This is a genomic window from Sinorhizobium saheli (assembly GCF_001651875.1).
Taxonomy (GTDB): Bacteria; Pseudomonadota; Alphaproteobacteria; order Rhizobiales; family Rhizobiaceae; genus Sinorhizobium; species Sinorhizobium saheli.
This window is the reverse complement of the sequence record NZ_LNQB01000073.1, coordinates 579,954-599,380: the sequence shown is the minus strand read 5'-3', so window position 1 is coordinate 599,380 and position 19,427 is coordinate 579,954. Positions and strand designations below refer to the sequence as shown.

General features: G+C 64.5%; 19 protein-coding genes. All 19 read left to right on the top strand.

The features are described 5' to 3' along the window. The first annotated feature begins 74 nt into the window (after positions 1-74). The 19 genes from rhaS (at position 75) to visN (ending at position 19,420) form a co-directional block, all read left to right on the top strand. On the top strand, positions 75-1,064 hold the full coding sequence (gene rhaS, locus ATB98_RS16250; protein ID WP_066875455.1) for a rhamnose ABC transporter substrate-binding protein: 990 nt from the start codon (positions 75-77) through the stop codon (positions 1,062-1,064). A 268-nt stretch (positions 1,065-1,332) separates the two neighbouring features. Beyond that, a complete protein-coding gene (locus ATB98_RS16245) occupies positions 1,333-2,844 on the top strand; it encodes a sugar ABC transporter ATP-binding protein (protein WP_066875453.1) in 1,512 nt (503 codons plus the stop codon). Beyond that, positions 2,841-3,824 carry an ABC transporter permease gene (locus ATB98_RS16240; RefSeq protein WP_066875451.1) on the top strand — a complete coding sequence of 328 codons (984 nt, stop codon included), beginning with the start codon at positions 2,841-2,843 and terminating at the stop codon, positions 3,822-3,824. Before ATB98_RS16245 ends, ATB98_RS16240 begins: the two co-directional genes overlap by 4 nt. Next, positions 3,824-4,828, top strand: a complete 1,005-nt coding sequence (locus tag ATB98_RS16235) for an ABC transporter permease (RefSeq protein WP_066875449.1) — start codon at positions 3,824-3,826, stop codon at positions 4,826-4,828. Before ATB98_RS16240 ends, ATB98_RS16235 begins: the two co-directional genes overlap by 1 nt. A 10-nt stretch (positions 4,829-4,838) precedes the next feature. Next, a complete protein-coding gene (gene rhaM / locus ATB98_RS16230) occupies positions 4,839-5,153 on the top strand; it encodes an L-rhamnose mutarotase (protein ID WP_066875447.1) in 315 nt (104 codons plus the stop codon). Positions 5,154-5,163: 10 nt separating this feature from the next. Next, a complete protein-coding gene (locus tag ATB98_RS16225; RefSeq protein WP_066875445.1) occupies positions 5,164-6,549 on the top strand; it encodes an FGGY-family carbohydrate kinase in 1,386 nt (461 codons plus the stop codon). Between the two features lie 834 nt (positions 6,550-7,383). Continuing rightward, complete coding sequence (locus ATB98_RS16220; RefSeq protein WP_066875443.1) at positions 7,384-8,997, top strand: globin-coupled sensor protein; 1,614 nt, start codon at positions 7,384-7,386, stop codon at positions 8,995-8,997. A gap of 26 nt (positions 8,998-9,023) precedes the next feature. Further along, positions 9,024-9,317, top strand: coding sequence for an STAS domain-containing protein (locus ATB98_RS16215; RefSeq protein ID WP_066875440.1), 294 nt, complete (start codon positions 9,024-9,026; stop codon positions 9,315-9,317). A 4-nt stretch (positions 9,318-9,321) separates the two neighbouring features. Continuing rightward, positions 9,322-9,687 (top strand): response regulator, encoded by a 366-nt coding sequence (locus ATB98_RS16210; RefSeq protein ID WP_014761079.1) that lies wholly within the window; start codon positions 9,322-9,324, stop codon positions 9,685-9,687. Positions 9,688-9,706: 19 nt separating this feature from the next. Then, complete coding sequence (locus tag ATB98_RS16205; RefSeq protein ID WP_066875438.1) at positions 9,707-12,001, top strand: chemotaxis protein CheA; 2,295 nt, start codon at positions 9,707-9,709, stop codon at positions 11,999-12,001. Between the two features lie 5 nt (positions 12,002-12,006). After that, positions 12,007-12,474 (top strand): chemotaxis protein CheW, encoded by a 468-nt coding sequence (locus ATB98_RS16200; RefSeq protein ID WP_066875436.1) that lies wholly within the window; start codon positions 12,007-12,009, stop codon positions 12,472-12,474. Continuing rightward, a complete protein-coding gene (locus ATB98_RS16195; RefSeq protein ID WP_066875434.1) occupies positions 12,471-13,379 on the top strand; it encodes a protein-glutamate O-methyltransferase in 909 nt (302 codons plus the stop codon). The genes ATB98_RS16200 and ATB98_RS16195 overlap by 4 nt, the downstream gene beginning before the upstream one ends. Further along, a complete protein-coding gene (gene cheB / locus ATB98_RS16190; RefSeq protein ID WP_066875432.1) occupies positions 13,376-14,425 on the top strand; it encodes a protein-glutamate O-methylesterase CheB in 1,050 nt (349 codons plus the stop codon). Before ATB98_RS16195 ends, cheB begins: the two co-directional genes overlap by 4 nt. Beyond that, positions 14,425-14,814, top strand: coding sequence for a response regulator (locus ATB98_RS16185; RefSeq protein ID WP_066875430.1), 390 nt, complete (start codon positions 14,425-14,427; stop codon positions 14,812-14,814). Before cheB ends, ATB98_RS16185 begins: the two co-directional genes overlap by 1 nt. Further along, positions 14,811-15,365, top strand: coding sequence for a chemoreceptor glutamine deamidase CheD (cheD, locus tag ATB98_RS16180; RefSeq protein ID WP_066875428.1), 555 nt, complete (start codon positions 14,811-14,813; stop codon positions 15,363-15,365). The genes ATB98_RS16185 and cheD overlap by 4 nt, the downstream gene beginning before the upstream one ends. 62 nt (positions 15,366-15,427) lie before the next feature. Then, positions 15,428-15,805: a chemotaxis protein CheT gene (gene cheT / locus ATB98_RS16175; RefSeq protein ID WP_066875426.1), complete on the top strand. Its 378-nt coding sequence runs from the start codon at positions 15,428-15,430 to the stop codon at positions 15,803-15,805. A 360-nt stretch (positions 15,806-16,165) separates the two neighbouring features. Next, positions 16,166-17,839 carry a flagellar basal-body MS-ring/collar protein FliF gene (gene fliF / locus ATB98_RS16170; protein ID WP_066875424.1) on the top strand — a complete coding sequence of 558 codons (1,674 nt, stop codon included), beginning with the start codon at positions 16,166-16,168 and terminating at the stop codon, positions 17,837-17,839. Between the two features lie 412 nt (positions 17,840-18,251). Further along, a complete protein-coding gene (locus ATB98_RS28995) occupies positions 18,252-18,521 on the top strand; it encodes a hypothetical protein (protein ID WP_153435965.1) in 270 nt (89 codons plus the stop codon). Positions 18,522-18,682: 161 nt separating this feature from the next. After that, on the top strand, positions 18,683-19,420 hold the full coding sequence (visN, locus tag ATB98_RS16165; RefSeq protein ID WP_066875422.1) for a transcriptional regulator VisN: 738 nt from the start codon (positions 18,683-18,685) through the stop codon (positions 19,418-19,420). Positions 19,421-19,427 lie beyond the last annotated feature (7 nt).

The window sequence follows — 19,427 nt, the reverse complement described above, 5'->3', positions numbered from 1 at the left end:
GGCAGGCCGGTGGATGAGTTGTCGGGCCGCAGGCTGCACCAATCCGGAGGCAGGGCCCAAGGGAGGAGAAAGTTATGAAGATCCTGAAGTCATTGATGGTCACGGCGGCCGTTGCGGTCGCGCTCATGGCCAATGCTGCGCATGCGGAGAACAAGAAGATCGCCCTCGTCGTCAAGGCGCTCGGCATCGGCTTCTTCGAGGCCGCCAACAAGGGTGCCCAGGAAGCGGCCAAGGAACTCGGTGACGTCGAGGTCATCTATACCGGTCCGACCTCGACGACGGCGGAGGGCCAGATCGAGGTGATCAACTCGCTGATCGCCCAGAAGGTCGATGCGATCGCGGTTTCGGCGAACGACACCGACGCGCTCGTCCCGGCCCTGAAGAAGGCGATGGACCGCGGCATCAAGGTGATCTCCTGGGATTCGGGCGTGGCCAAGGAAGGCCGGATGATGCACCTCAATCCGTCCTCGAACGCGCTGATCGGCAACATGATCATCAAGCTTGCCGCCGATAACCTGCCGGAAGGCGGCGACGTCGCGGTGCTTTCGGCTTCGGCGACGGCGACCAACCAGAACACCTGGATCGCCGAGATGAAGAAGGTCCAGGCGAACTACAAGGGCATCAACGTCGTCGCCACCGTCTACGGCGATGACCTTGCCGACAAGTCCTACCGCGAGACTCAGGGGCTCATCCAGTCCTATCCGAACCTGAAGGCGATCATCGCCCCGACCTCGGTCGGCATCGTCGCCGCCGCCCAGGCCGTCACCGACGCCGGCAAGGTCGGCCAGATCAACGTCACCGGTCTCGGACTGCCGTCCGAAATGGCCGGCCACGTCAAGTCCGGCGCCTCGAAGTCCTTCGCCATCTGGAACCCGATCGACCTCGGCTACTCGGCCACGATGATCGCCTACGACCTCATCAACGGTGCCGAAGCCAAGCCCGGTGCGGAACTGAAGATGGGCCGCATGGGCACGGTGAAGCTCGACGACAACAACGAGGGCGCCATGGCCGACCCGTTCGTCTATGATGCCAAGAACGTCGAGGAATTCGCGAAGATCTTCTGATCTGAGGGGAGGGGCGAATTGCCCCTCATCCGGCCTGCCGGCCACCTTCTCCCCGCAGGCGGGGAGAAGGGAATTCGCGGCGCCGCCTCGCCCCTTAGGAACGCTAGTGCGCGCGGCGCCCGCCAACGCTGTCCCCTCTCTCCGCGCGCGGGGGGAGAGGGCTCGGGTGAGGGGCTTTGAGAAGCACCTAAGCGCGAAAACCGCCGCCCAAATGAAACGACTGAAACTGGTGGACCCTCTCTTGTTGCAGGATACGACCACATCGCGGATGAAGCCCGCCATCACGCTCGAGGGGATATCGAAGTCCTTTCCGGGCGTGCGGGCTCTCTCCGATGTTTCTCTGGCGCTCTATCCCGGTTCGGTGACGGCGCTGATCGGCGAGAACGGCGCCGGCAAGTCGACGCTCGTCAAGATATTGACCGGCATCTATCAGCCGGATTCCGGCGTCATCCGGGTCGCGGATGAGGACGTCACCTTTCCGACGGCTCTTTCCGCGGCGCGCGCCGGCGTCACCGCGATCCATCAGGAGACGGTGCTCTTCGACGAGCTTTCGGTTGCGGAAAACATCTTCCTCGGCCATGCGCCGCGCAACCGCTTCGGTTTGATCGACTGGAAGAAGCTCAATGCGGACGCCCAGGCCCTGCTGCAGCGCGCCGGTGCCGATTTCGACCCGACGATCCGGCTGCGCGATCTCGGCATCGCCAAGAAGCATCTGGTGGCGATCGCCCGCGCGCTCTCCGTCGATGCGCAGGTCGTCATCATGGACGAGCCGACGGCGGCGCTGTCGCACAAGGAAATCCATGAACTCTATGCGTTGATAGAGCGGCTGAAGGCCGACGGCAAGGCGATCCTCTTCATCAGCCACAAGTTCGACGAGATCTTCCGGATCGCCGACCGCTACACGGTCTTCCGCGACGGTACCCTGGTCGGCGAGGGACTGATCGCCGATGTGAGCCAGGACGATCTCGTGCGCATGATGGTCGGCCGCGCCGTCGGCTCCGTCTATCCGAAGAAGGCGGTCGCGATCGGCGAGCCGGTGCTGGCCGTCTCCGGCTACCGTCATCCGACCGAGTTCGAGGACATCAGCTTTGAACTGAGACGCGGCGAGATCCTCGGCTTCTACGGTCTCGTCGGCGCCGGCCGCTCGGAATTCATGCAATCGCTGATCGGCATCACCCGGCCGTCGGCCGGCGCCGTCAGGCTCGACGGCGAGGTGCTGGTGATCCGCAGCCCGGCAGAGGCGATCCGTGCGGGCATCGTCTACGTGCCGGAGGAGCGCGGCCGCCAGGGCGCGATCATCGGCATGCCGATCTTCCAGAACGTCACCCTGCCGTCGCTTTCGCGCACGTCGCGCTCGGGTTTCCTGAAGCTCGCCAACGAGTTCGCGCTGGCGCGCGAATATACCGCGCGCCTCGATCTGCGCGCCGCCTCGCTCGACCAGGACGTCGGCACGCTCTCCGGCGGAAACCAGCAGAAGGTGGTGATCGCCAAGTGGCTGGCGACCAAGCCGAAGGTCATCATCCTCGACGAGCCGACCAAGGGCATCGACATCGGCTCCAAGGCGGCGGTCCACGCCTTCATGAGCGAACTCGCCTCGCAAGGCTTGAGCGTCATCATGGTCTCCTCGGAAATCCCCGAGATCATGGGCATGTCCGACCGCGTCATCGTCATGCGGGAGGGCCGCATCGCAGGGCGCTTCGACCGCGCCGAACTGACGGCCGAAAAGCTTGTGCGCGCGGCGGCGGGCATCGAAACGCAAGTCAACGGCAGGGCCGCATGATGGCGAAGCTCCTCCTCAAGAATCGTGAACTCCTGCTCCTCGCCGCGATCGCCGTGCTCGTCGCGCTGATCGCGCTGCGGTTCCCGGCCTTCGTGACTGTGGCGAACCTCGCCGGCGTCTACAACGACACCTCCATCCTCGTCATCCTCGCGCTCGGGCAGATGGCGGTGATCCTCACGCGCTGCATCGACCTGTCGATGGCCGCCAACCTCGCGCTCTGCGGCATGGTCGCCGCGATGCTCAACGCCGCCTTTCCCGGCCTGCCGATCCCGCTGATCATTCTCGCGGCGATGGCGCTCGGCGCATTGCTCGGCACGATCAACGGCGCGCTCGTCTGGAAGCTCGATATCCCGCCGATCGTCGTCACCCTCGGCACGCTGACGATCTATCGCGGCCTGATCTTCCTCTTGACGGACGGCAAATGGATCAACGCGCATGAGATGAGCGACGCCTTCAAGGCGCTGCCGCGGCTGGAGCTCGCCGGGACGCCGGTGCTCTCCTGGCTGTCGCTCCTGATGATCGCCCTGATGGTCCTCGTCATGGGCCGCACGCCGCTCGGCCGCGCCTTCTATGCCGTCGGCGGCAATCCGCACGCGGCCGTCTATACCGGCATCGACGTCGGCCGCACCCGCTTCTTCGCCTATTGCCTCTCCGGCACGCTCGCCGGCCTTTCCGGCTATCTCTGGGTATCGCGCTATGCGGTCGCCTATGTCGACATTGCAGCCGGCTTCGAGCTCGACATCATCGCGGCCTGCGTCATCGGCGGCATTTCGATTGCCGGCGGTATCGGTTCGGTGCCGGGCGCCGTGCTCGGCGCGCTCTTCCTCGGCGTGATCAAGAACGCGCTGCCGGTCATCAACATCTCGCCCTTCGCCCAGATGGCGATCTCCGGGACGGTCATCATCATCGCCGTCGCCGTCAATGCCCGCGCCGAGCGCCGCAAGGGCAGGGTCATTCTCAAGAAAGCGGAGGCTGTCTGATGGCGGACGCGCAAATCTCTCCCCGCAACATTCCCGACCGCCTCGAGGGGCGCGGCGTGCGCCTCCTCAAGAGCTGGGAAGCACTGCTGGTCGTCGTTGCCGCCGCCATCTTCCTCGGCAATTCGCTGGCCTCGCCCTATTTCCTCGACCCGTGGAACCTCTCCGACGCCACCTTCAACTTCACCGAAAAGGCGATGATCGCCTTCGCCATGGCGCTGGTCATCATCTCCGGCGAGATCGACCTCTCGGTCGCCTCGATCATCGCGTTTGCCTCGACGGCGATGGGTTATGCCGTCCAGCTCGGCTTCGACACGCCGGCGCTGGTCGCGATCGGCCTTGGCGTCGGGCTCCTCTGCGGCACCGTCAACGGCCTCCTGATCACCGGCCTCGGCCTGCCCTCGATCGTGGTGACGATCGGCACCATGAGCCTGTTTCGCGGCCTGTCCTTCATCGTGCTCGGAGACCAGGCCTTCACCGGCTATCCCGAAAGCTTCGCCTGGTTCGGCCAGGGCTATGTCTGGTGGGTCTTCTCCTTCGAGTTCGCGCTCTTCCTTCTGCTTGCGGTGATCTACGGCGTACTGCTGCACAAGACCAATTTCGGCCGCGCTGTCTATGCGATCGGCAACAATCAGACCGCGGCGCTCTTTTCCGGCGTGCGGGTGGCGCGCGTGAAGTTCACGCTCTTCCTCCTGACCGGCCTGATGGCCGGGCTCGCCTCGATCTGCCTCACCTCGCGGCTCGGCTCGACCCGGCCCTCGATCGCGCTCGGCTGGGAGCTCGAGATCGTGACCATGGTGGTGCTCGGCGGCGTCAACATCCTCGGCGGTTCCGGCACGATACCGGGTGTCGTGCTGGCGGCGCTGATCATGGGCATGGTCACCTTCGGCTTCGGTCTCCTGAACGTGCCCGGTATCGTCATGTCGATCTTCATCGGCCTGTTGCTGATCTCGGTCATTGCGCTGCCGATTCTCTGGCAGCGCGCCCGCCGCCGGCTTGCGCATTGAGGTCTCCCCCATGGAAAAATACGCCTTCCGCATGCGGCTCAATCCGGGAATGGCCGAAGAGTACAAGGCGCGTCACGACGCGATCTGGCCGGAGCTGGTCGAGCTCCTGAAGGACGCCGGTATTTCCGACTATTCGATCCATCTCGACGAGGAGACCAATCTGCTCTTCGGCGTCCTCTGGCGCACCGACGACCACAGCATGGCCGACCTGCCTTCGCATCCGGTGATGCAGAAATGGTGGGCCCACATGGCCGATATCATGGAAACCCGCGCCGATAACGAGCCGGTCGCCGTGCCGCTCACGACCGTCTTTCACATGAGCTGACGGTGCGACGATGAAGACCGTCGCCGTCATCGACATCGGCAAGACGAATGCCAAGGTCGCGCTGGTCGATCTCGACCGGTTCGAAGAAATCGCCGTCCGCAGGACGGCGAACGCAGTGGTCGATGGCGGGCTCTATCCGCATTTCGACACCGAGCGGCTGTGGCGTTTCATCCTCGACAGCCTCGCCGCGCTCAATCGCGAGCGCCCGGTGGACGCGATTTCCGTGACGACGCACGGCGCCACCGCCGTTCTGCTCGACGAGGCGGGCGACCTCGCCTTGCCGGTTCTGGATTATGAATTCGCCGGACCGGATGCGCTCGCCGATGAATATGACAAGGCGCGGCCGCCCTTCGCCGAGACCGGTTCTGCGCGCCTGCCGATGGGGCTCAATCTCGGCGCCCAGCTCTTCTGGCAGCAGCGGAGTTTCCCCGAGCATTTCGCCCGCGTAGCCGCGATCCTGACCTATGCGCAATACTGGTCCTATCGCTTGACGGGCGTCAGGTCGAACGAGCTGACCTCGCTCGGTTGCCATACCGATCTTTGGAATCCGAAGGCCGGCAGCTTTTCATCGATGGTCGAGGCCGAGGGGTGGCGCCAGCTCTTTGCGCCGGTGCGCAAGGCGGGCGACGTGCTCGGCAGTCTATCGCAGCCGCTGGCGGAAGAGACCGGCCTGCGGCCCGCAACGCCGGTCCATTGCGGCATCCACGATTCGAACGCCTCGCTGCTGCCGCATCTCGTCACGCGGCGGGCCCCGTTCTCCGTCGTTTCGACCGGCACCTGGGTCGTGATGATGGCCGTTGGCGGCGAGCCCGTGGAACTCGACGAGCGGCGCGACACGCTGATCAACGTCAACGCGCTTGGCGAACCGGTGCCCTCGGCCCGCTTCATGGGCGGCCGCGCCTTTTCGCTGCTGATCGGCGACGAGCCGCCGCCGGCCGCGCCGGAGGCCGAGGCAGGGGTGCTGGCGGCAGGGCATATGCTGCTGCCTTCGGTGCCCGGCGGCTCCGGCCCTTTCCCAACGGCGAGCCCCCGCTGGACGACGGACGAGGACAAGCTCGCCCCCGCCGAACGGCTCGCCGCGGTTTCCTTCCATCTCGCCCTGATGACGGCGACCTGCCTCGATCTCATCGGCGCGCGGGGGGACACCGTCGTCGAGGGCCCGTTTGCCGCGAACGACGCCTATCTGCGGATGCTTGCCGCTGCCACCGGCCGGCCGGTTCTCGCCAACAGGCAGAGCAGCACCGGAACCAGTCTCGGCGCCGCCTGCCTCGTCGCGGGCGCCCGCGTCAGAACGGGCGTCGAGCCGGTGAGGGATGCGATGGAGGATGCTTATGTCGCCTATGCGGACGAATGGCGGCGGCTGACCGCCGTGCATCTCCGCGGCGGTGACGAATAGACGAGCGGCCGATCAATGAGGTACGGCTGAACGCCGCGGGCAGGAGCCGAGGTCAGAATACGGCTTTGCTGCCTGCCGGTCGGCTATGCTCGATATTGACGACGATCGATATTGCCGTCATTGCGAGCGTTGCGGTGACAATGGCACACAATCCAAGAACAATCATTGTTCACTTCCCGTGGGCGCACCCTCATGATGCCGCCCTGACCCCGACGATGGTACTTGGAGCGGGATGCGCTCACAGGCGTTCGCGCCACCGCTCTATCTGTCTGTGTTGCCGCATTTGTGCGACGTCAGGTGATTCCACCTGCAGAATGCCCTGACGCGCAGTTCGCGCCATTTACATCTCCGCCTCGATACTGGACGGCAAGTAGAACCGCAATTCTAAACTCTTGTGATTGAAAACCTGTTGTTCGGCGCTCGAATAAAACCGTGCAGCGACAGCAATGAGAACGCGCCTTTCATGATTCCGATTCAGAGTGCTGCAGCGACCCTTGCGCGTCTCAAAAGACGCGGCGCTGTAGGGTTGAATTTTAGCGATTCCGATTACGGGTCAGGGACCGTTAACCTTCAAGCAAGGAATTAACCATAAACATGGTCCAACACGTCGGAATGGGAAGTTTTCAGGTCTTCACCAGGCATGATGCCGCGCCGCCGTACCGGTTCCGGTCCGGTATGCATTCACGAAATTACTTGTGGGGCGGACGATTGCAGACGCTTAGCGCGCGCTGATCTCATCGATCTGGCGCGGCCGGTCGCCGGCGGGCGATCCTCCCTCGGGCAGATTTCGATTGCGCAATTTTGAGCGCCGCGCGTCAGCAGCCGGGGATAAGCGTGAACCAGGAAGCGTCAGAACAGGCAAGGAGGGGCCAGGCAGGCAGTCTGCTGGAGCGCCTGCGCTTTGCCGGCCTCGACGATGAGGCCTGCGCGCTGCTTCGCGATCGTCGACAAGGCCTGTCGCCGCGCATCGAGCTGGCGCTGCGCGACCTTTTCCACCGCCTGCAGAGCAATCCCGACGCGGCGCGCCACTTCGACAGCGACCGCCAGCTCGACCGCCTGCACGACCTTCAATCCTCCCACTGGAACGTCCTGACCGACGCCCGCTTCGACGCGCTCTATGCCGAGCGCGTCAAGGTGCTCGCCGATAGCGAAGCCCGCATGGGCCTCGACCCGCGCTGGCAGATCGCGAGTCATGCGGTCGTGCTCGAGCATCTGATCGTCGGCGCCATCGAGGACGACTGGCCGAAATCGCTGCTGCCCTTCGGGAAAGCGCGCAGGAAGGAACTCTCGGACCTCGTCGCCGCCGTCGTCCGCGCCGCCTTCGTCGACACCGAGATCGCCGTTTCCCTGCGTTTCAACGCGCTCCGCCAGCAGCATCAGCGGCAACTCTCCGAGCAGCGCCGAGGCGATGAGACCGAGGTGGCGGCGCTGTTCTCGGATTTCCTTCGGTCGCTCGGCGATGGCGATTTCGCCGCGCGTCTTCCGGAAGACGCGCCGGAGGCCTATCGGCCGATAGTTGCCGGGCTCAATGCGGCTCTGGACGGGGTTCAGCAAGCCCTGCTCGCGGCAGACAGGCGCACCGCCGCCGCCGAGACGATCGTCTCGGCCCTGCGCGGCAGCGCCGCCGAATTTTCCGGGAAGGCCGGGAGCGAGGCGGAAGCGCTTGGTGAGCATGTCGCGACCCTCGGGGCAATGGCCGAGCGCATGCGCTCCGGATCGGTCCGCATCGGCGAAACGGAGGCCAAGGCGAGCGCAACGCGCGCGGCGGTCGAACGCAGCGGCGAGATCGCCGGCCAGGCGATCGCCGCCATGGCGGACATCGAGGCCTCGGCCGAGAAGATCGGCCAGATCATCGGGGTGATCGACGAGATCGCCTTCCAGACCAATCTCTTGGCGCTCAATGCCGGCATCGAGGCGGCGCGCGCCGGCGACAGCGGCCGGGGTTTCGCGGTGGTGGCGCAGGAAGTCCGCGCCCTCGCCCAGCGCTCCGGCGAGGCGGCGCGCGAGATCAAGCAGCTCGTCACCGGCACCAAGACCCAGGTCGAGGCCGGGGTCGAGATCGTTGGCCGCACCCAGGATGCGATCAGCAGCATCGCCGAACAGGTGATCTCCATCAACGACGCCGTGACCGGCATTGCCCGCGATGCGGAAGGCCAGGTGAGCGACCTTGCCGCCGCCGCTTGCGGCATCGGCGGCATCTCCGAGGCGATGAGCCGAAGCGCGGGGCTCGCGGGCGAGACGGCGGCGTCCTCGGACGACTTGCACAACGTCATCGTGGAACTGGGGCAGACGATCCGCCGCTTCCGCTTCGAGCGGCAGGCGCGTTCCTCGGGCGCCAGCGTCTCTCCGCCGCCCGCATTGCCGGCGGCAACACATGAAGAGGAACCGGCGATGCCCTTCGGCAACGACACCGTCTCCGAACGCCATGTCGCGGGATGGCGGCGCTAGTCCAGGGGAAATCAGGCAGGGAACATATGGCCAGCAAGAACACCGCTCGAAAAACGCTGAAGCTCGCTCCGGTCTTGGACCTGAACGAGGCGACGGCGCTGCATGAAAAGCTCCTGGCGCTGAGGGGCGGCGCCGTCGCGATCGACGCTTCGGCGGTGGAACGCGTCGGCGCGCTCTGCATCCAGGTGCTGATGGCCGCCGCAAGAAGTTGGGAAGAAGACCACTCGTCTTTCACCTTTGCCAAGGTGTCGGACGCCTTCGTTAAAACGACACAGCTCATCGGCGTGGATTTCGCCCCGCTGATGGCGAAGGAGATTTGAGAAAATGAAGAAGAGAGTTCTGACTGTCGACGATTCCCGGACGATCCGGAACATGCTTCTCGTCACCCTCAACAATGCCGGGTTCGAGACGATCCAGGCGGAAGATGGCGTCGAGGGCCTCGAAGTGCTCGAGACGGCCAATCCGGACGTGATCGTCACCGATATCAACATGCCGCGCCTCGACGGCTTCGGCTTCATCGAGGGCGTGCGCAAGAACGACCGCTACCGCGCGGTTCCGATCCTGGTTCTGACCACGGAAAGCGACGCCGAAAAGAAGAACCGCGCGCGGCAGGCCGGTGCCACCGGCTGGATCGTCAAGCCGTTCGACCCCACCAAGCTGATCGATGCGATCGAGCGCGTAACGGCCTGAAATCCGGGGACAGCCTCCAATGGATATGAACGAAATCAAAGAGATTTTCTTCCAGGAATGCGAGGAGCAGCTCGCGGAACTGGAGTCGGGTCTCCTCAAGCTCAATGACGGCGACCGCGATCCCGAAACGGTCAACGCCGTTTTTCGCGCGGTCCACTCCATAAAGGGGGGCGCCGGCGCGTTCGGGCTCGATGATCTCGTCTCGTTCGCGCATGTGTTCGAGACGACGCTCGATTGCGTTCGATCCAACCGGCTTGAACCCAACCAGGATGTCCTCAAGGTCATGCTGAGATCGGCGGACGTGCTTGCCGACCTCACCAACGCCGCCCGCGACGGCGGCAGCGTCGACGAGGGGCGCAGCCGGCAACTGATCAAGGAACTCGAGGCGCTGGCCAATGGCGAGTTGCCGCAGGCGGCGGCCGAGCCCGCGCCGAAGAAAGCCGCTGCTGCCCCCGCGCCCGCGCCTGCGCCCGCGGCGACCGAGGAAGGCTTCCAGCCCGTCGCCTTCTCCTTCGACGAGTTCGAGACGAGCGAAGAGCCGACGATCGAGCCCTCGACCTATGAAATTGCCTTCAGGCCCAAGTCGGACCTCTACGCCAAGGGCAACGACGCGACGCTGCTGCTCCGCGACCTCTCGCGCCTCGGCGAAATGAGCATTCATTGCAATACGGACGATCTGCCGCCGCTCGACCGCATGAACCCGGAGGCCGCCTATTTCGCCTGGAAGGTTTCGCTGAAGACCGACAAGGGCGAAGACGCGATCCGGTCCGTGTTCGAATTCGCCGAATGGGACTGCGAGCTCGAAGTGACGCTTGCGGGCGGCGACGCGGGCGATGCGCGCGAAGAGCTGCCGATGCAGCCGGTGCCTTTCGATCTCTCCATGCTTGACGAAGAGCCGGCCGCGCAGGCCGGCGCGGACGAGGAGGAAGACCAGGCCGTTGCCCGGCAACGCGAAGTCCGGGATGCCGCCGTGTCGGCGGCGGAAACGGCAAGCAACGTCGTGCGGATGGCGCAGGCCGCGACCCAGGCGCCCGGGGACGGCGGCCGGAGCGCGTCGACGTCAGCCGCCGCTCAGGCGAGCGCCTCGCAGCAGGCTGCCTCGGCGGCGACCCCGACCATCCGCGTCGATCTCGATCGCGTCGACCGCCTAATCAACCTCGTCGGCGAGCTCGTCATCAACCAGGCGATGCTGTCGCAGAGCGTCATCGAGAACGACACGAACGGCACCTCGTCGATCAATATGGGGCTCGAGGAGCTGCAGCAGCTCACCCGCGAGATCCAGGACAGCGTCATGGCGATCCGTGCGCAGCCGGTGAAGCCGGTCTTCCAGCGCATGTCCCGAATCGTCCGCGAAATCGCCGACATGACCGGCAAGTCGGTGCGCCTCGTCACCGAGGGCGAGAACACCGAGGTCGACAAGACGGTCATCGACAAGCTCGCCGAGCCGCTCACCCATATGATCCGCAACGCGGTCGACCACGGGCTCGAGACGCCGGAGAAACGCGTTGCCGCCGGCAAGAACCCGGAAGGCACGGTGCGGCTGACCGCCAAGCACCGCTCCGGCCGCATCGTCATCGAACTTGCCGACGACGGCGCCGGCATCAATCGCGAGAAGGTCCGCCAGAAGGCGATCGACAACGACCTGATCGCCGCCGACGCCAATCTCTCCGACGAGGAGATCGACAACCTGATCTTTCATGCGGGCTTCTCGACCGCCGACAAGATCTCCGACATTTCCGGCCGCGGCGTCGGCATGGACGTGGTCAAGCGCTCGATCCAGGCGCTCGGCGGCCGCATCAACATCTCGTCGAAGCCGGGGCATGGCTCGGTCTTCACGATGAGCCTGCCGCTGACGCTCGCCGTCCTCGACGGCATGGTGGTCACGGTCGCCAACCAGACGCTCGTCGTGCCGTTGACGGCGATCGTCGAGACCCTGCAGCCGGAGGCTTCCGCGATCCATAGCTTCGGCGCCAGCCAGCGGCTCATCTCGATCCGCAACTCCTTCTGCCCGCTCGTCGATGTCGGCCGCATCCTGAATTTCCGCGCGAGCCAGGCCAATCCGGTCGACGGCGTGGCGCTCCTCGTCGAATCCGAGGGCGGCGGGCAGCGCGCCCTCATGGTGGACGCCATCCAGGGGCAGCGCCAGGTGGTGATCAAGAGCCTCGAGGCGAACTACACCCATGTTCCCGGCATCGCCGCGGCCACCATCCTCGGCGACGGGCGCGTGGCGCTCATCCTCGATGTCGACGCCATCGTCGCCGCGTCGCGCGGCCAATCCCTGAAACCTGAAATGTCTCTTGCTGCTGCCGGATAATCCTCATGACCAATGCCGCAAAGAATCTGACCACTGGCGGACGGGAGCTGATCGCTTTCCGCGTCGGCGACCAGGAATTCTGCGTCGACATCATGTCGGTCCGCGAAATTCGCGGCTGGACGCCGGCGACCGCCATGCCGCATGCGCCGCCCTACATGCTCGGCGTCATCAACCTGCGTGGCGCGGTGCTGCCGATCGTCGACTTCTCCGCCCGCCTCGGCATGAAGCCGTCGGAGCCGACGGTCCGGCACGTGATCATCGTCGCCCAGGTGAAGAGCCAGGTCGTCGGACTGCTGGTCGATGCCGTCTCCGACATACTGACCGTTGCAGACAGCGACATCCAGCCGACCCCCGATATCGCCTCCGATTTCGAGAGGACCTTCGCGCGCGGCGTGCTGGCGATCGAGGGGCGGATGATCTGCCTCGTCGAGCTCGACTCGGTCTTCCCGAGCGAAGAGAGGGAAGCCGCATGAGAGGCCTGGCAGTGCAGGAACCGAAGCTCCCGTCGGACGAATGTCTGGCGAGCGGCGAATATCCGCTGACCCGCCGCGACCTCAACGAGATCGCCGCGATGATCTATGCGGATGCCGGCATCTATCTGAACGAATCCAAGGCCTCGCTCGTCTACTCGCGGCTGTCGAAGCATATCCGCAATCTCGGGCTCAGGGGCTTCCGCGACTATTGCCAGCTCGTGGCCTCTCCGGCAGGCGCTGCGGCGCGCCGCGACATGCTCTCGCACCTGACGACGAATTTCACGCGCTTCTTCCGGGAGAACCATCACTTCGAGCACCTGAAGACGGATGTCCTGCCGGAGCTGATCGCCCGCGCCAAGGCGGGCGGCCGCGTCCGCATCTGGTCGGCGGCGTGCTCGGACGGGCAAGAGCCCTATTCGATCGCGCTGACGGTCCTCTCGCTCCTGCCGAATGCGGCCGATTACGATTTCCGTATCCTCGCGACGGATATCGATCCGAAGATCCTGGCACTGGCGCGCGCCGGCGCCTATGACGCGACCGCGCTCGAAACCGTCAACCCCGCCATGCGCAAGCAATGGTTCAGCGAGATCGAGGTCGGCGGCCGCCTGAAGTGGCAGATCGACGACCGCGTCAAGCGGCTGATCACCTTCAACGAGCTCAATCTCATGGCGCAGTGGCCGGTCAAGGGGCCTTTCGACGTGATCTTCTGCCGCAACGTCGTGATCTATTTCGACGAGCCGACGCAGATGAAGATCTGGTCGCGCTTCGCCAGCGTCCTCGACACCGGCGGCCATCTCTACATCGGCCACTCGGAACGCGTGTCCGGGGACGCCAAGGCACTCTTCGACAATATCGGCATCACCACCTATCGCCATACCGGCAGATTCCATGGAGTTCGGGCATGAGCGCTCCAGCACGCGTCCTCGTCGTCGATGACTCTCCCACCATGCGCGGTCTCATCTCCGCCGTGCTCAATTCCGATCCGGAAGTGACCGTCGTCGGTCAGGCGGCCGACGCGCTCGAGGCGCGCCAGGCGATCAAGCAGCTCGACCCGGACGTAGTGACCCTCGACATCGAGATGCCGAACATGAACGGCCTCGAATTCCTCGACAAGATCATGCGGCTGAGACCGATGCCGGTCATCATGGTCTCGACGCTCACCCACAAGGGCGCGGAGGCGACGATCGCCGCCCTCGAGATCGGCGCCTTCGATTGTGTCGGCAAGCCCCATCCGGGGGATCCTAGCCCCTTCGGCGACCTCGCCGAAAAGGTCAAGGCGGCGGCGCGCTCGCAGCGCAAGTCGATGATCACCAGCAACAAGGCTGCCGCGCCGGCTGCAGCCGCGGCTTCCGACTACAGGGCAGGACGCAAGATCATCGCCATTGGCGCCTCGACCGGCGGCGTCGAAGCCCTGATCACGGTTCTGCAGAAGTTCCCGGCCAACTGCCCGCCGACGGTGATCACCCAGCACATGCCGCACACTTTCACGCGCAGCTTTGCCGAGAGGCTGAACCGGCTTTGCGCCCCGAGCGTCCAGGAGGCGACGGACGGCGCGCGGCTCGAGATCGGCAAGATCTATCTGGCGCCCGGCGGCGAACGCCATCTCCAGGTCGCCAATGCCTCGGCACCCTGCTGCCGGCTCGTCGATCGCGATCCGGTCAACGGCCATCGCCCGTCGGTCGACGTCCTGTTCGATTCGGTCGCCGAAGTGGCGGGTCGCAACGCCATCGGCGTCATTCTGACCGGCATGGGTCGCGACGGCGCATCCGGTCTCCTCAAGATGCGGCATGCCGGAGCACGCACCTTCGGACAGAACGAAAAGACCTGTGTCGTCTACGGCATGCCGAGAGTCGCCTATGAATTGGGTGCCGTCGAAACCCAGCTACCCCTCGGATCGATCGGGGAAGAGATACTGAAGACTGCGGCAGCCCGAAAAGAAGGAAGCGAATAATGTCCCTCGCCGAAAAGATTAAAGTTCTGATTGTCGACGATCAGGTCACGAGCCGCCTGCTCCTGGGCGATGCCTTGCAGCAGCTCGGCTTCAAGCAGATCACTGCGGCGGGTGACGGGGAGCAGGGCATGAAGATCATGGCCCAGAACCCCCATCACCTGGTCATTTCGGATTTCAACATGCCGAAGATGGACGGCCTCGGCCTCTTGCAGGCGGTGCGCTCGAACCCGACGACCAAGAAGGCCGCCTTCATCATTCTGACGGCCCAGGGCGACCGGGCGCTGGTGCAGAAGGCGGCCGCGCTCGGCGCCAACAACGTGCTGGCGAAGCCCTTCACGATCGAAAAGATGAAAGCGGCGATCGAGGCCGTGTTCGGGGCATTGAAATGAACGCTGAGGCTGCCGGCAGGCGCGTGCATGTCATTCAGGGCGAGTTCAAGGTCGTCAACGATCCGGATGTCGTTCTTTCGACCATCCTCGGCTCCTGCGTGGCTGCCTGCATGCGCGATCCCGTGGCGGGTGTCGGCGGCATGAACCACTTCCTGCTGCCGGGCTCGGCGACCTCGCCGAACTCGGGCGGGGATGCCACGCGCTACGGCGTGCATCTGATGGAATTGCTCATCAACGGGCTGTTGAAGCAGGGTGCGCGGCGCGACCGGCTGGAAGCGAAGATTTTTGGCGGTGCCAGGACGATCGCGCGCTTCTCGAACGTCGGCGAGCAGAATGCCGCCTTCGCACGCCAGTTCCTGTTGGACGAAGGCATCCGCATCGTCGGCGAAAGCACCGGCGGCGAGCACGGGCGCAAGCTCGAATACTGGCCGCTTTCGGGGCGTGCCCGCCAATATGCCCTGACGGGCACGGAAGCCCAGCGGGCGATCCAGATGGACCAGCGGCCTGCGCCCGCGCCGAAACCGGTGGAAAGCTCTATCGAATTCTTCTGACCGCGCCGGCCCGCCGGCACTTCAAACCAAAACCGCGTCCCGCAAGCCACGTGAGAGAAACGATGCAGATTGACTACAACCACATGCCTCACGCGGAAGAATCGCTGCCGGACGTGCTGATGCGTATCGTCACCGAACTCCACGACGTCGCCTACCTCATCGAACGCATCGAACCCCAGCTCCTTGCCGGCGAGGGCGCGGCGACGGACAAGATGATGGTCATCCAGGGCATCGACCTTGCCGTCCAGAAGACGCGCGGGCTCGCCGAGTTCATCGATACGATCACCGCAGCCATCCCGGACACCTGGCTGGTCGACATCAGCACCGCCGTCAATCTGGTCAAGCTCGCCGACATGAAGAGGGCGCTCGCCAGCGGCATGCTGCGCCACGGCCACTCACAGCCGCTGACCAAGGCCTCCGGCGATTTCGAGGCATTCTGACGCAGGAATGCAGCCGATTGCCCTCTCCTCGGGTTTAACCCGAGGACTAGCCCTTTACCCGTTTTGACGGCGAGAGGGGATTTGAGCGCCCCCGCGAGTCCCCTTCGCCCCGCCTGCGGGGAGAAGGTGGCCGGCAGGCCGGATGAGGGGTGGCCGCACCTTTCGACGCACGCTCCCTGTTCTTCGTCAAGTTCGCGCAAGTTTCGCCGCCTAGCTTCGCTTCCGGGGCTGGTAGATTCGCGCGGAATGCATTCGGCTATGCGAAAAGCCGATGTCCAGCAAACCCGAATGTTGGAGCTGCGCATGGCGGCGGGCGGATAATCGGCTCGATTGCCTTGCGATACTGGGTGCGGAAACAGAATGAATCTGTTCGATCAATTCTCGACGTTCACGAAAAACCTGAGCAATCTCGGGCAGGGCAAGCTGATTGCGCTTGCCGTTGCCGGTATCGTGGCGGTCGGCTTCGTCCTCGGCGCAGGCATCTATGTCAACAGACCGTCCTTCGAGACGCTCTATGTGGGGCTGGAGCGCAGCGACATCACCCAGATCAGCATTGCGCTCGCCGAGGCCAATCTCGACTTCGAGGTCGGTGCCGACGGAGGCAGTATCCAGGTGCCCGTGGGCATGACCGGCAAGGCTAGGCTGCTGCTTGCCGAGCGCGGATTGCCGAGCAGTGCCAATGCCGGCTACGAGCTCTTCGACAATGTCGGCTCGCTCGGGCTCACCTCCTTCATGCAAGAGGTCACCCGCGTTCGCGCGCTCGAGGGCGAAATCGCCCGGACGATCCAGCAGATCTCCGGCATTGCCGCGGCCCGCGTCCACATCGTCATGCCGGAGCGGGGCAGCTTCCGCAAGGCCGAGCAGACGCCGACGGCGTCGGTGATGATCCGCGCCAGCGCCACCGTCGGCCGCAGCGCCGCAGCCTCGATCCGCCATCTGGTCGCCTCCTCCGTGCCCGGTCTCGACGTCGACGACGTGACCGTGCTCGATTCGACCGGGCAGCTGCTTGCCTCGGGCGACGACCCCGCGAACAGCGTCCTCAACCAGTCGCTCGGCGTCGTCCAGAACGTCCAGACCGATCTCGAGAAGAAGATCGACAATGCGCTCGCGCCTTTCCTTGGCATGGACAACTTCCGCACCAGCGTCACGGCGGAACTCAACACCGATGCGCAGCAGATCCAGGAAACCGTCTTCGATCCCGAGTCGCGGGTGGAACGCTCGACGCGCGTGATCAAGGAGGAGCAGAAGTCCAGCCAGCAGCAGCCGGACAATGCCGCGACCGTGCAGCAGAACGTGCCCCAGGCGGCGCCGCGCGGCGGCGCCGGGCCGCAATCGAGCGACGAGGCGGCCAAGAAGGAAGAGCAGACCAACTACGAGATCAACAGCAAGACGATCGCCACCGTCAAGAACAGCTATTCGATCGAGCGGCTGTCGATCGCCGTCGTCGTCAACCGCGGCCGGCTCGCCGCCATGGTCGGCGAACCGGCCGACCAGGCGAAGATCGATGCCTATCTCAAGGAAATGCAGAAGATCGTTTCCTCGGCCGCCGGCGTCGACGCGAACCGCGGCGACGTCGTCACCTTGAACGCGATGGACTTCGTCGAGACCCAGTTGCTCGACCAGCCGGTGCCGGGCCCGGGCATCATGGAAATGCTGACCCGCAACCTCGGCGGCATCATCAACGCGCTCGCCTTCGTCGCGGTGGCCTTCCTGGTCGTCTGGATGGGCATGCGGCCGCTCGCACGCCAGCTCGGCTTCGGCGGCAAGGCCGGTCAGCTCGAAGGCGAGGCGGCCGGGCTGGAACTCCCCGACTTCTCGCCGGCCGGCGCCGCCTCGGGTGGCGCCCTCATGGAGGGCTTCGGCTCCGACTTCGGCTTCGACAGCACCGACGACCTGCTCAATCTCGGCGACGAAAGCAGCTTCAACCGCCGCGTCAAGGAAGGGCCGGAGCGCCGGCTCGCCCGGATGGTGGAGATCAGCGAGGAACGGGCCGCCAAGATCCTGCGCAAATGGGCCCTCGACCGCGCCGCCTGAGGCAGGTCGCCGGAACGATCGCACGAGAAATCCCGCCCTGGTGGCGGGATTTTCCGCTTTCAGGATAGATTTCCGGGCATCGGGGCCCTGACGCATCCCCGTTGGAATCTGTCGCGTTCACGAGTATTGCTCGAGTCTAATAAATGCGGCGGACGACAGGGTGGACTCCGCGTCAAGAATCCGTCCGGCGCATTCGAGTCATGTCCGGTGCGTCGCTCGCGAAGTTTAATAGAAATTTAACGGTTTTAGATTCCACCGGCGTTCCGGCCCGTCGCGGGCGCGGCCGGTTACTGATTGCTTCTTGGCTGATCCGCAGTTCTTTCGAAATATAGCCTTGAGTGGGGTGAATATAATTTTGCGGCGTTGGCTATGTTATTCGTTTCGTTGCTGCTCTCTGGCTGGATTCGGATTGATGCATTTTAGCAACATGCGGAATATTAAAGTAAATGGATCGCCGTTGCTTTTCGGGAAGGAGGCGAGGCGCCTGGCTGCTTTTGCGGGGCGGCATGCCGCCATTTCAACGCCGGACAACCGCCCGGTCGGCACCGAAAGAGAAAATAGTACTTTTGAATCAGAATCTTGCTCGAATCTCCCCACGGTTGCTTCTGGTGAGTTTAGGCACGCAAAAGTGGAGCTTGCCGGTTCGTTTTCAGAGATGCTTTCGGAAGTAAGCCCTCGCTGATGCCCGTGTTTTTTTGGGGGAGGCGATGTAAAGTTTAAACGATTGATTCGCGTCCTGATCTGCGAATTGTGGCACAGATATGTCGGCTCGGGCCGATGTGCCGTCGCGGCAGGGCAACGTGATTTTCGGGGCGTGGATCGCGCATGGGGGCACTGGAAGTCATGGAAATGTTGCGGGCTGATGCAGTCTGGTCCTCACAGGCCGCTCCGGCGCGTGTGTGTGGCCGGGGAATTTCGCGGGAGCAGTTGATCCGAAGGCTGGGAGAGGCAGCCGGGCACAACGGGCTCGGCGGCGGATTGGCGGCGCTGACGGAATATGTCGGTGCAACGCATTATCTCCTCGCCCGCCATGATCTCTCCCAGGACGGCGGCCTTGATTTTGTCGTCTGTTCCGATTGGCCGTTCGATATCGTCCGGCGCCTGTCGGGCATCGTCGCCGGGCTTCAGGCGAAGACGACGGAACTCGAGAAATGCCTTTCCGTCCTGCAGCCGTCCTTCCATCTGATGCCCGACGACGTCGATCCGCCGCGCGGCATCAGTCGCACCTACTGCGCCGTCACCTTCAATGTCGGGCGGTCGCGATTTTCGTTGATGTTGTTGTTTCCGGAGGACGTCATCCTCTCGCAGGAGGAATTGCGCGAGGTGGCGGTGCTGGCAGCCTATACCGCAAGCCTGAAGACTGCCGTCGAGGTGCGCCAGGACCGTGAATTCGAGTTGACCGAGCGCGAGCTCGAATGCCTGTTCTGGATCGCCGAAGGCAAGACGAGCGAGGAGATCGCGGTCATCCTCGGCATCTCCCGCAACACCATCAACAACTACATCACCAGCGTGATGCGAAAGACGGCGACGCGAACGAGGTCGGAAGCGATCGCCCACGCGGTTCGCAACAATCTGGTATAGGAGCGAC

What these genes read in the sequence shown, in the direction of transcription:
- ATB98_RS16195 (WP_066875434.1), top strand. Translation starts at nt 12,471, where the DNA reads ATGAGAGGCCTGGCAGTGCAGGAACCGAAGCTCCCGTCGGACGAATGT.
- ATB98_RS16210 (WP_014761079.1), top strand. Translation starts at nt 9,322, where the DNA reads ATGAAGAAGAGAGTTCTGACTGTCGACGATTCCCGGACGATCCGGAAC.
- visN (WP_066875422.1), top strand. Translation starts at nt 18,683, where the DNA reads ATGGAAATGTTGCGGGCTGATGCAGTCTGGTCCTCACAGGCCGCTCCG.
- fliF (WP_066875424.1), top strand. Translation starts at nt 16,166, where the DNA reads ATGAATCTGTTCGATCAATTCTCGACGTTCACGAAAAACCTGAGCAAT.
- ATB98_RS16240 (WP_066875451.1), top strand. Translation starts at nt 2,841, where the DNA reads ATGATGGCGAAGCTCCTCCTCAAGAATCGTGAACTCCTGCTCCTCGCC.
- ATB98_RS16215 (WP_066875440.1), top strand. Translation starts at nt 9,024, where the DNA reads ATGGCCAGCAAGAACACCGCTCGAAAAACGCTGAAGCTCGCTCCGGTC.
- rhaS (WP_066875455.1), top strand. Translation starts at nt 75, where the DNA reads ATGAAGATCCTGAAGTCATTGATGGTCACGGCGGCCGTTGCGGTCGCG.
- ATB98_RS16245 (WP_066875453.1), top strand. Translation starts at nt 1,333, where the DNA reads ATGAAGCCCGCCATCACGCTCGAGGGGATATCGAAGTCCTTTCCGGGC.
- rhaM (WP_066875447.1), top strand. Translation starts at nt 4,839, where the DNA reads ATGGAAAAATACGCCTTCCGCATGCGGCTCAATCCGGGAATGGCCGAA.
- ATB98_RS16225 (WP_066875445.1), top strand. Translation starts at nt 5,164, where the DNA reads ATGAAGACCGTCGCCGTCATCGACATCGGCAAGACGAATGCCAAGGTC.
- cheT (WP_066875426.1), top strand. Translation starts at nt 15,428, where the DNA reads ATGCAGATTGACTACAACCACATGCCTCACGCGGAAGAATCGCTGCCG.
- ATB98_RS16205 (WP_066875438.1), top strand. Translation starts at nt 9,707, where the DNA reads ATGGATATGAACGAAATCAAAGAGATTTTCTTCCAGGAATGCGAGGAG.
- cheB (WP_066875432.1), top strand. Translation starts at nt 13,376, where the DNA reads ATGAGCGCTCCAGCACGCGTCCTCGTCGTCGATGACTCTCCCACCATG.
- ATB98_RS28995 (WP_153435965.1), top strand. Translation starts at nt 18,252, where the DNA reads ATGCATTTTAGCAACATGCGGAATATTAAAGTAAATGGATCGCCGTTG.
- ATB98_RS16235 (WP_066875449.1), top strand. Translation starts at nt 3,824, where the DNA reads ATGGCGGACGCGCAAATCTCTCCCCGCAACATTCCCGACCGCCTCGAG.
- ATB98_RS16200 (WP_066875436.1), top strand. Translation starts at nt 12,007, where the DNA reads ATGACCAATGCCGCAAAGAATCTGACCACTGGCGGACGGGAGCTGATC.
- cheD (WP_066875428.1), top strand. Translation starts at nt 14,811, where the DNA reads ATGAACGCTGAGGCTGCCGGCAGGCGCGTGCATGTCATTCAGGGCGAG.
- ATB98_RS16185 (WP_066875430.1), top strand. Translation starts at nt 14,425, where the DNA reads ATGTCCCTCGCCGAAAAGATTAAAGTTCTGATTGTCGACGATCAGGTC.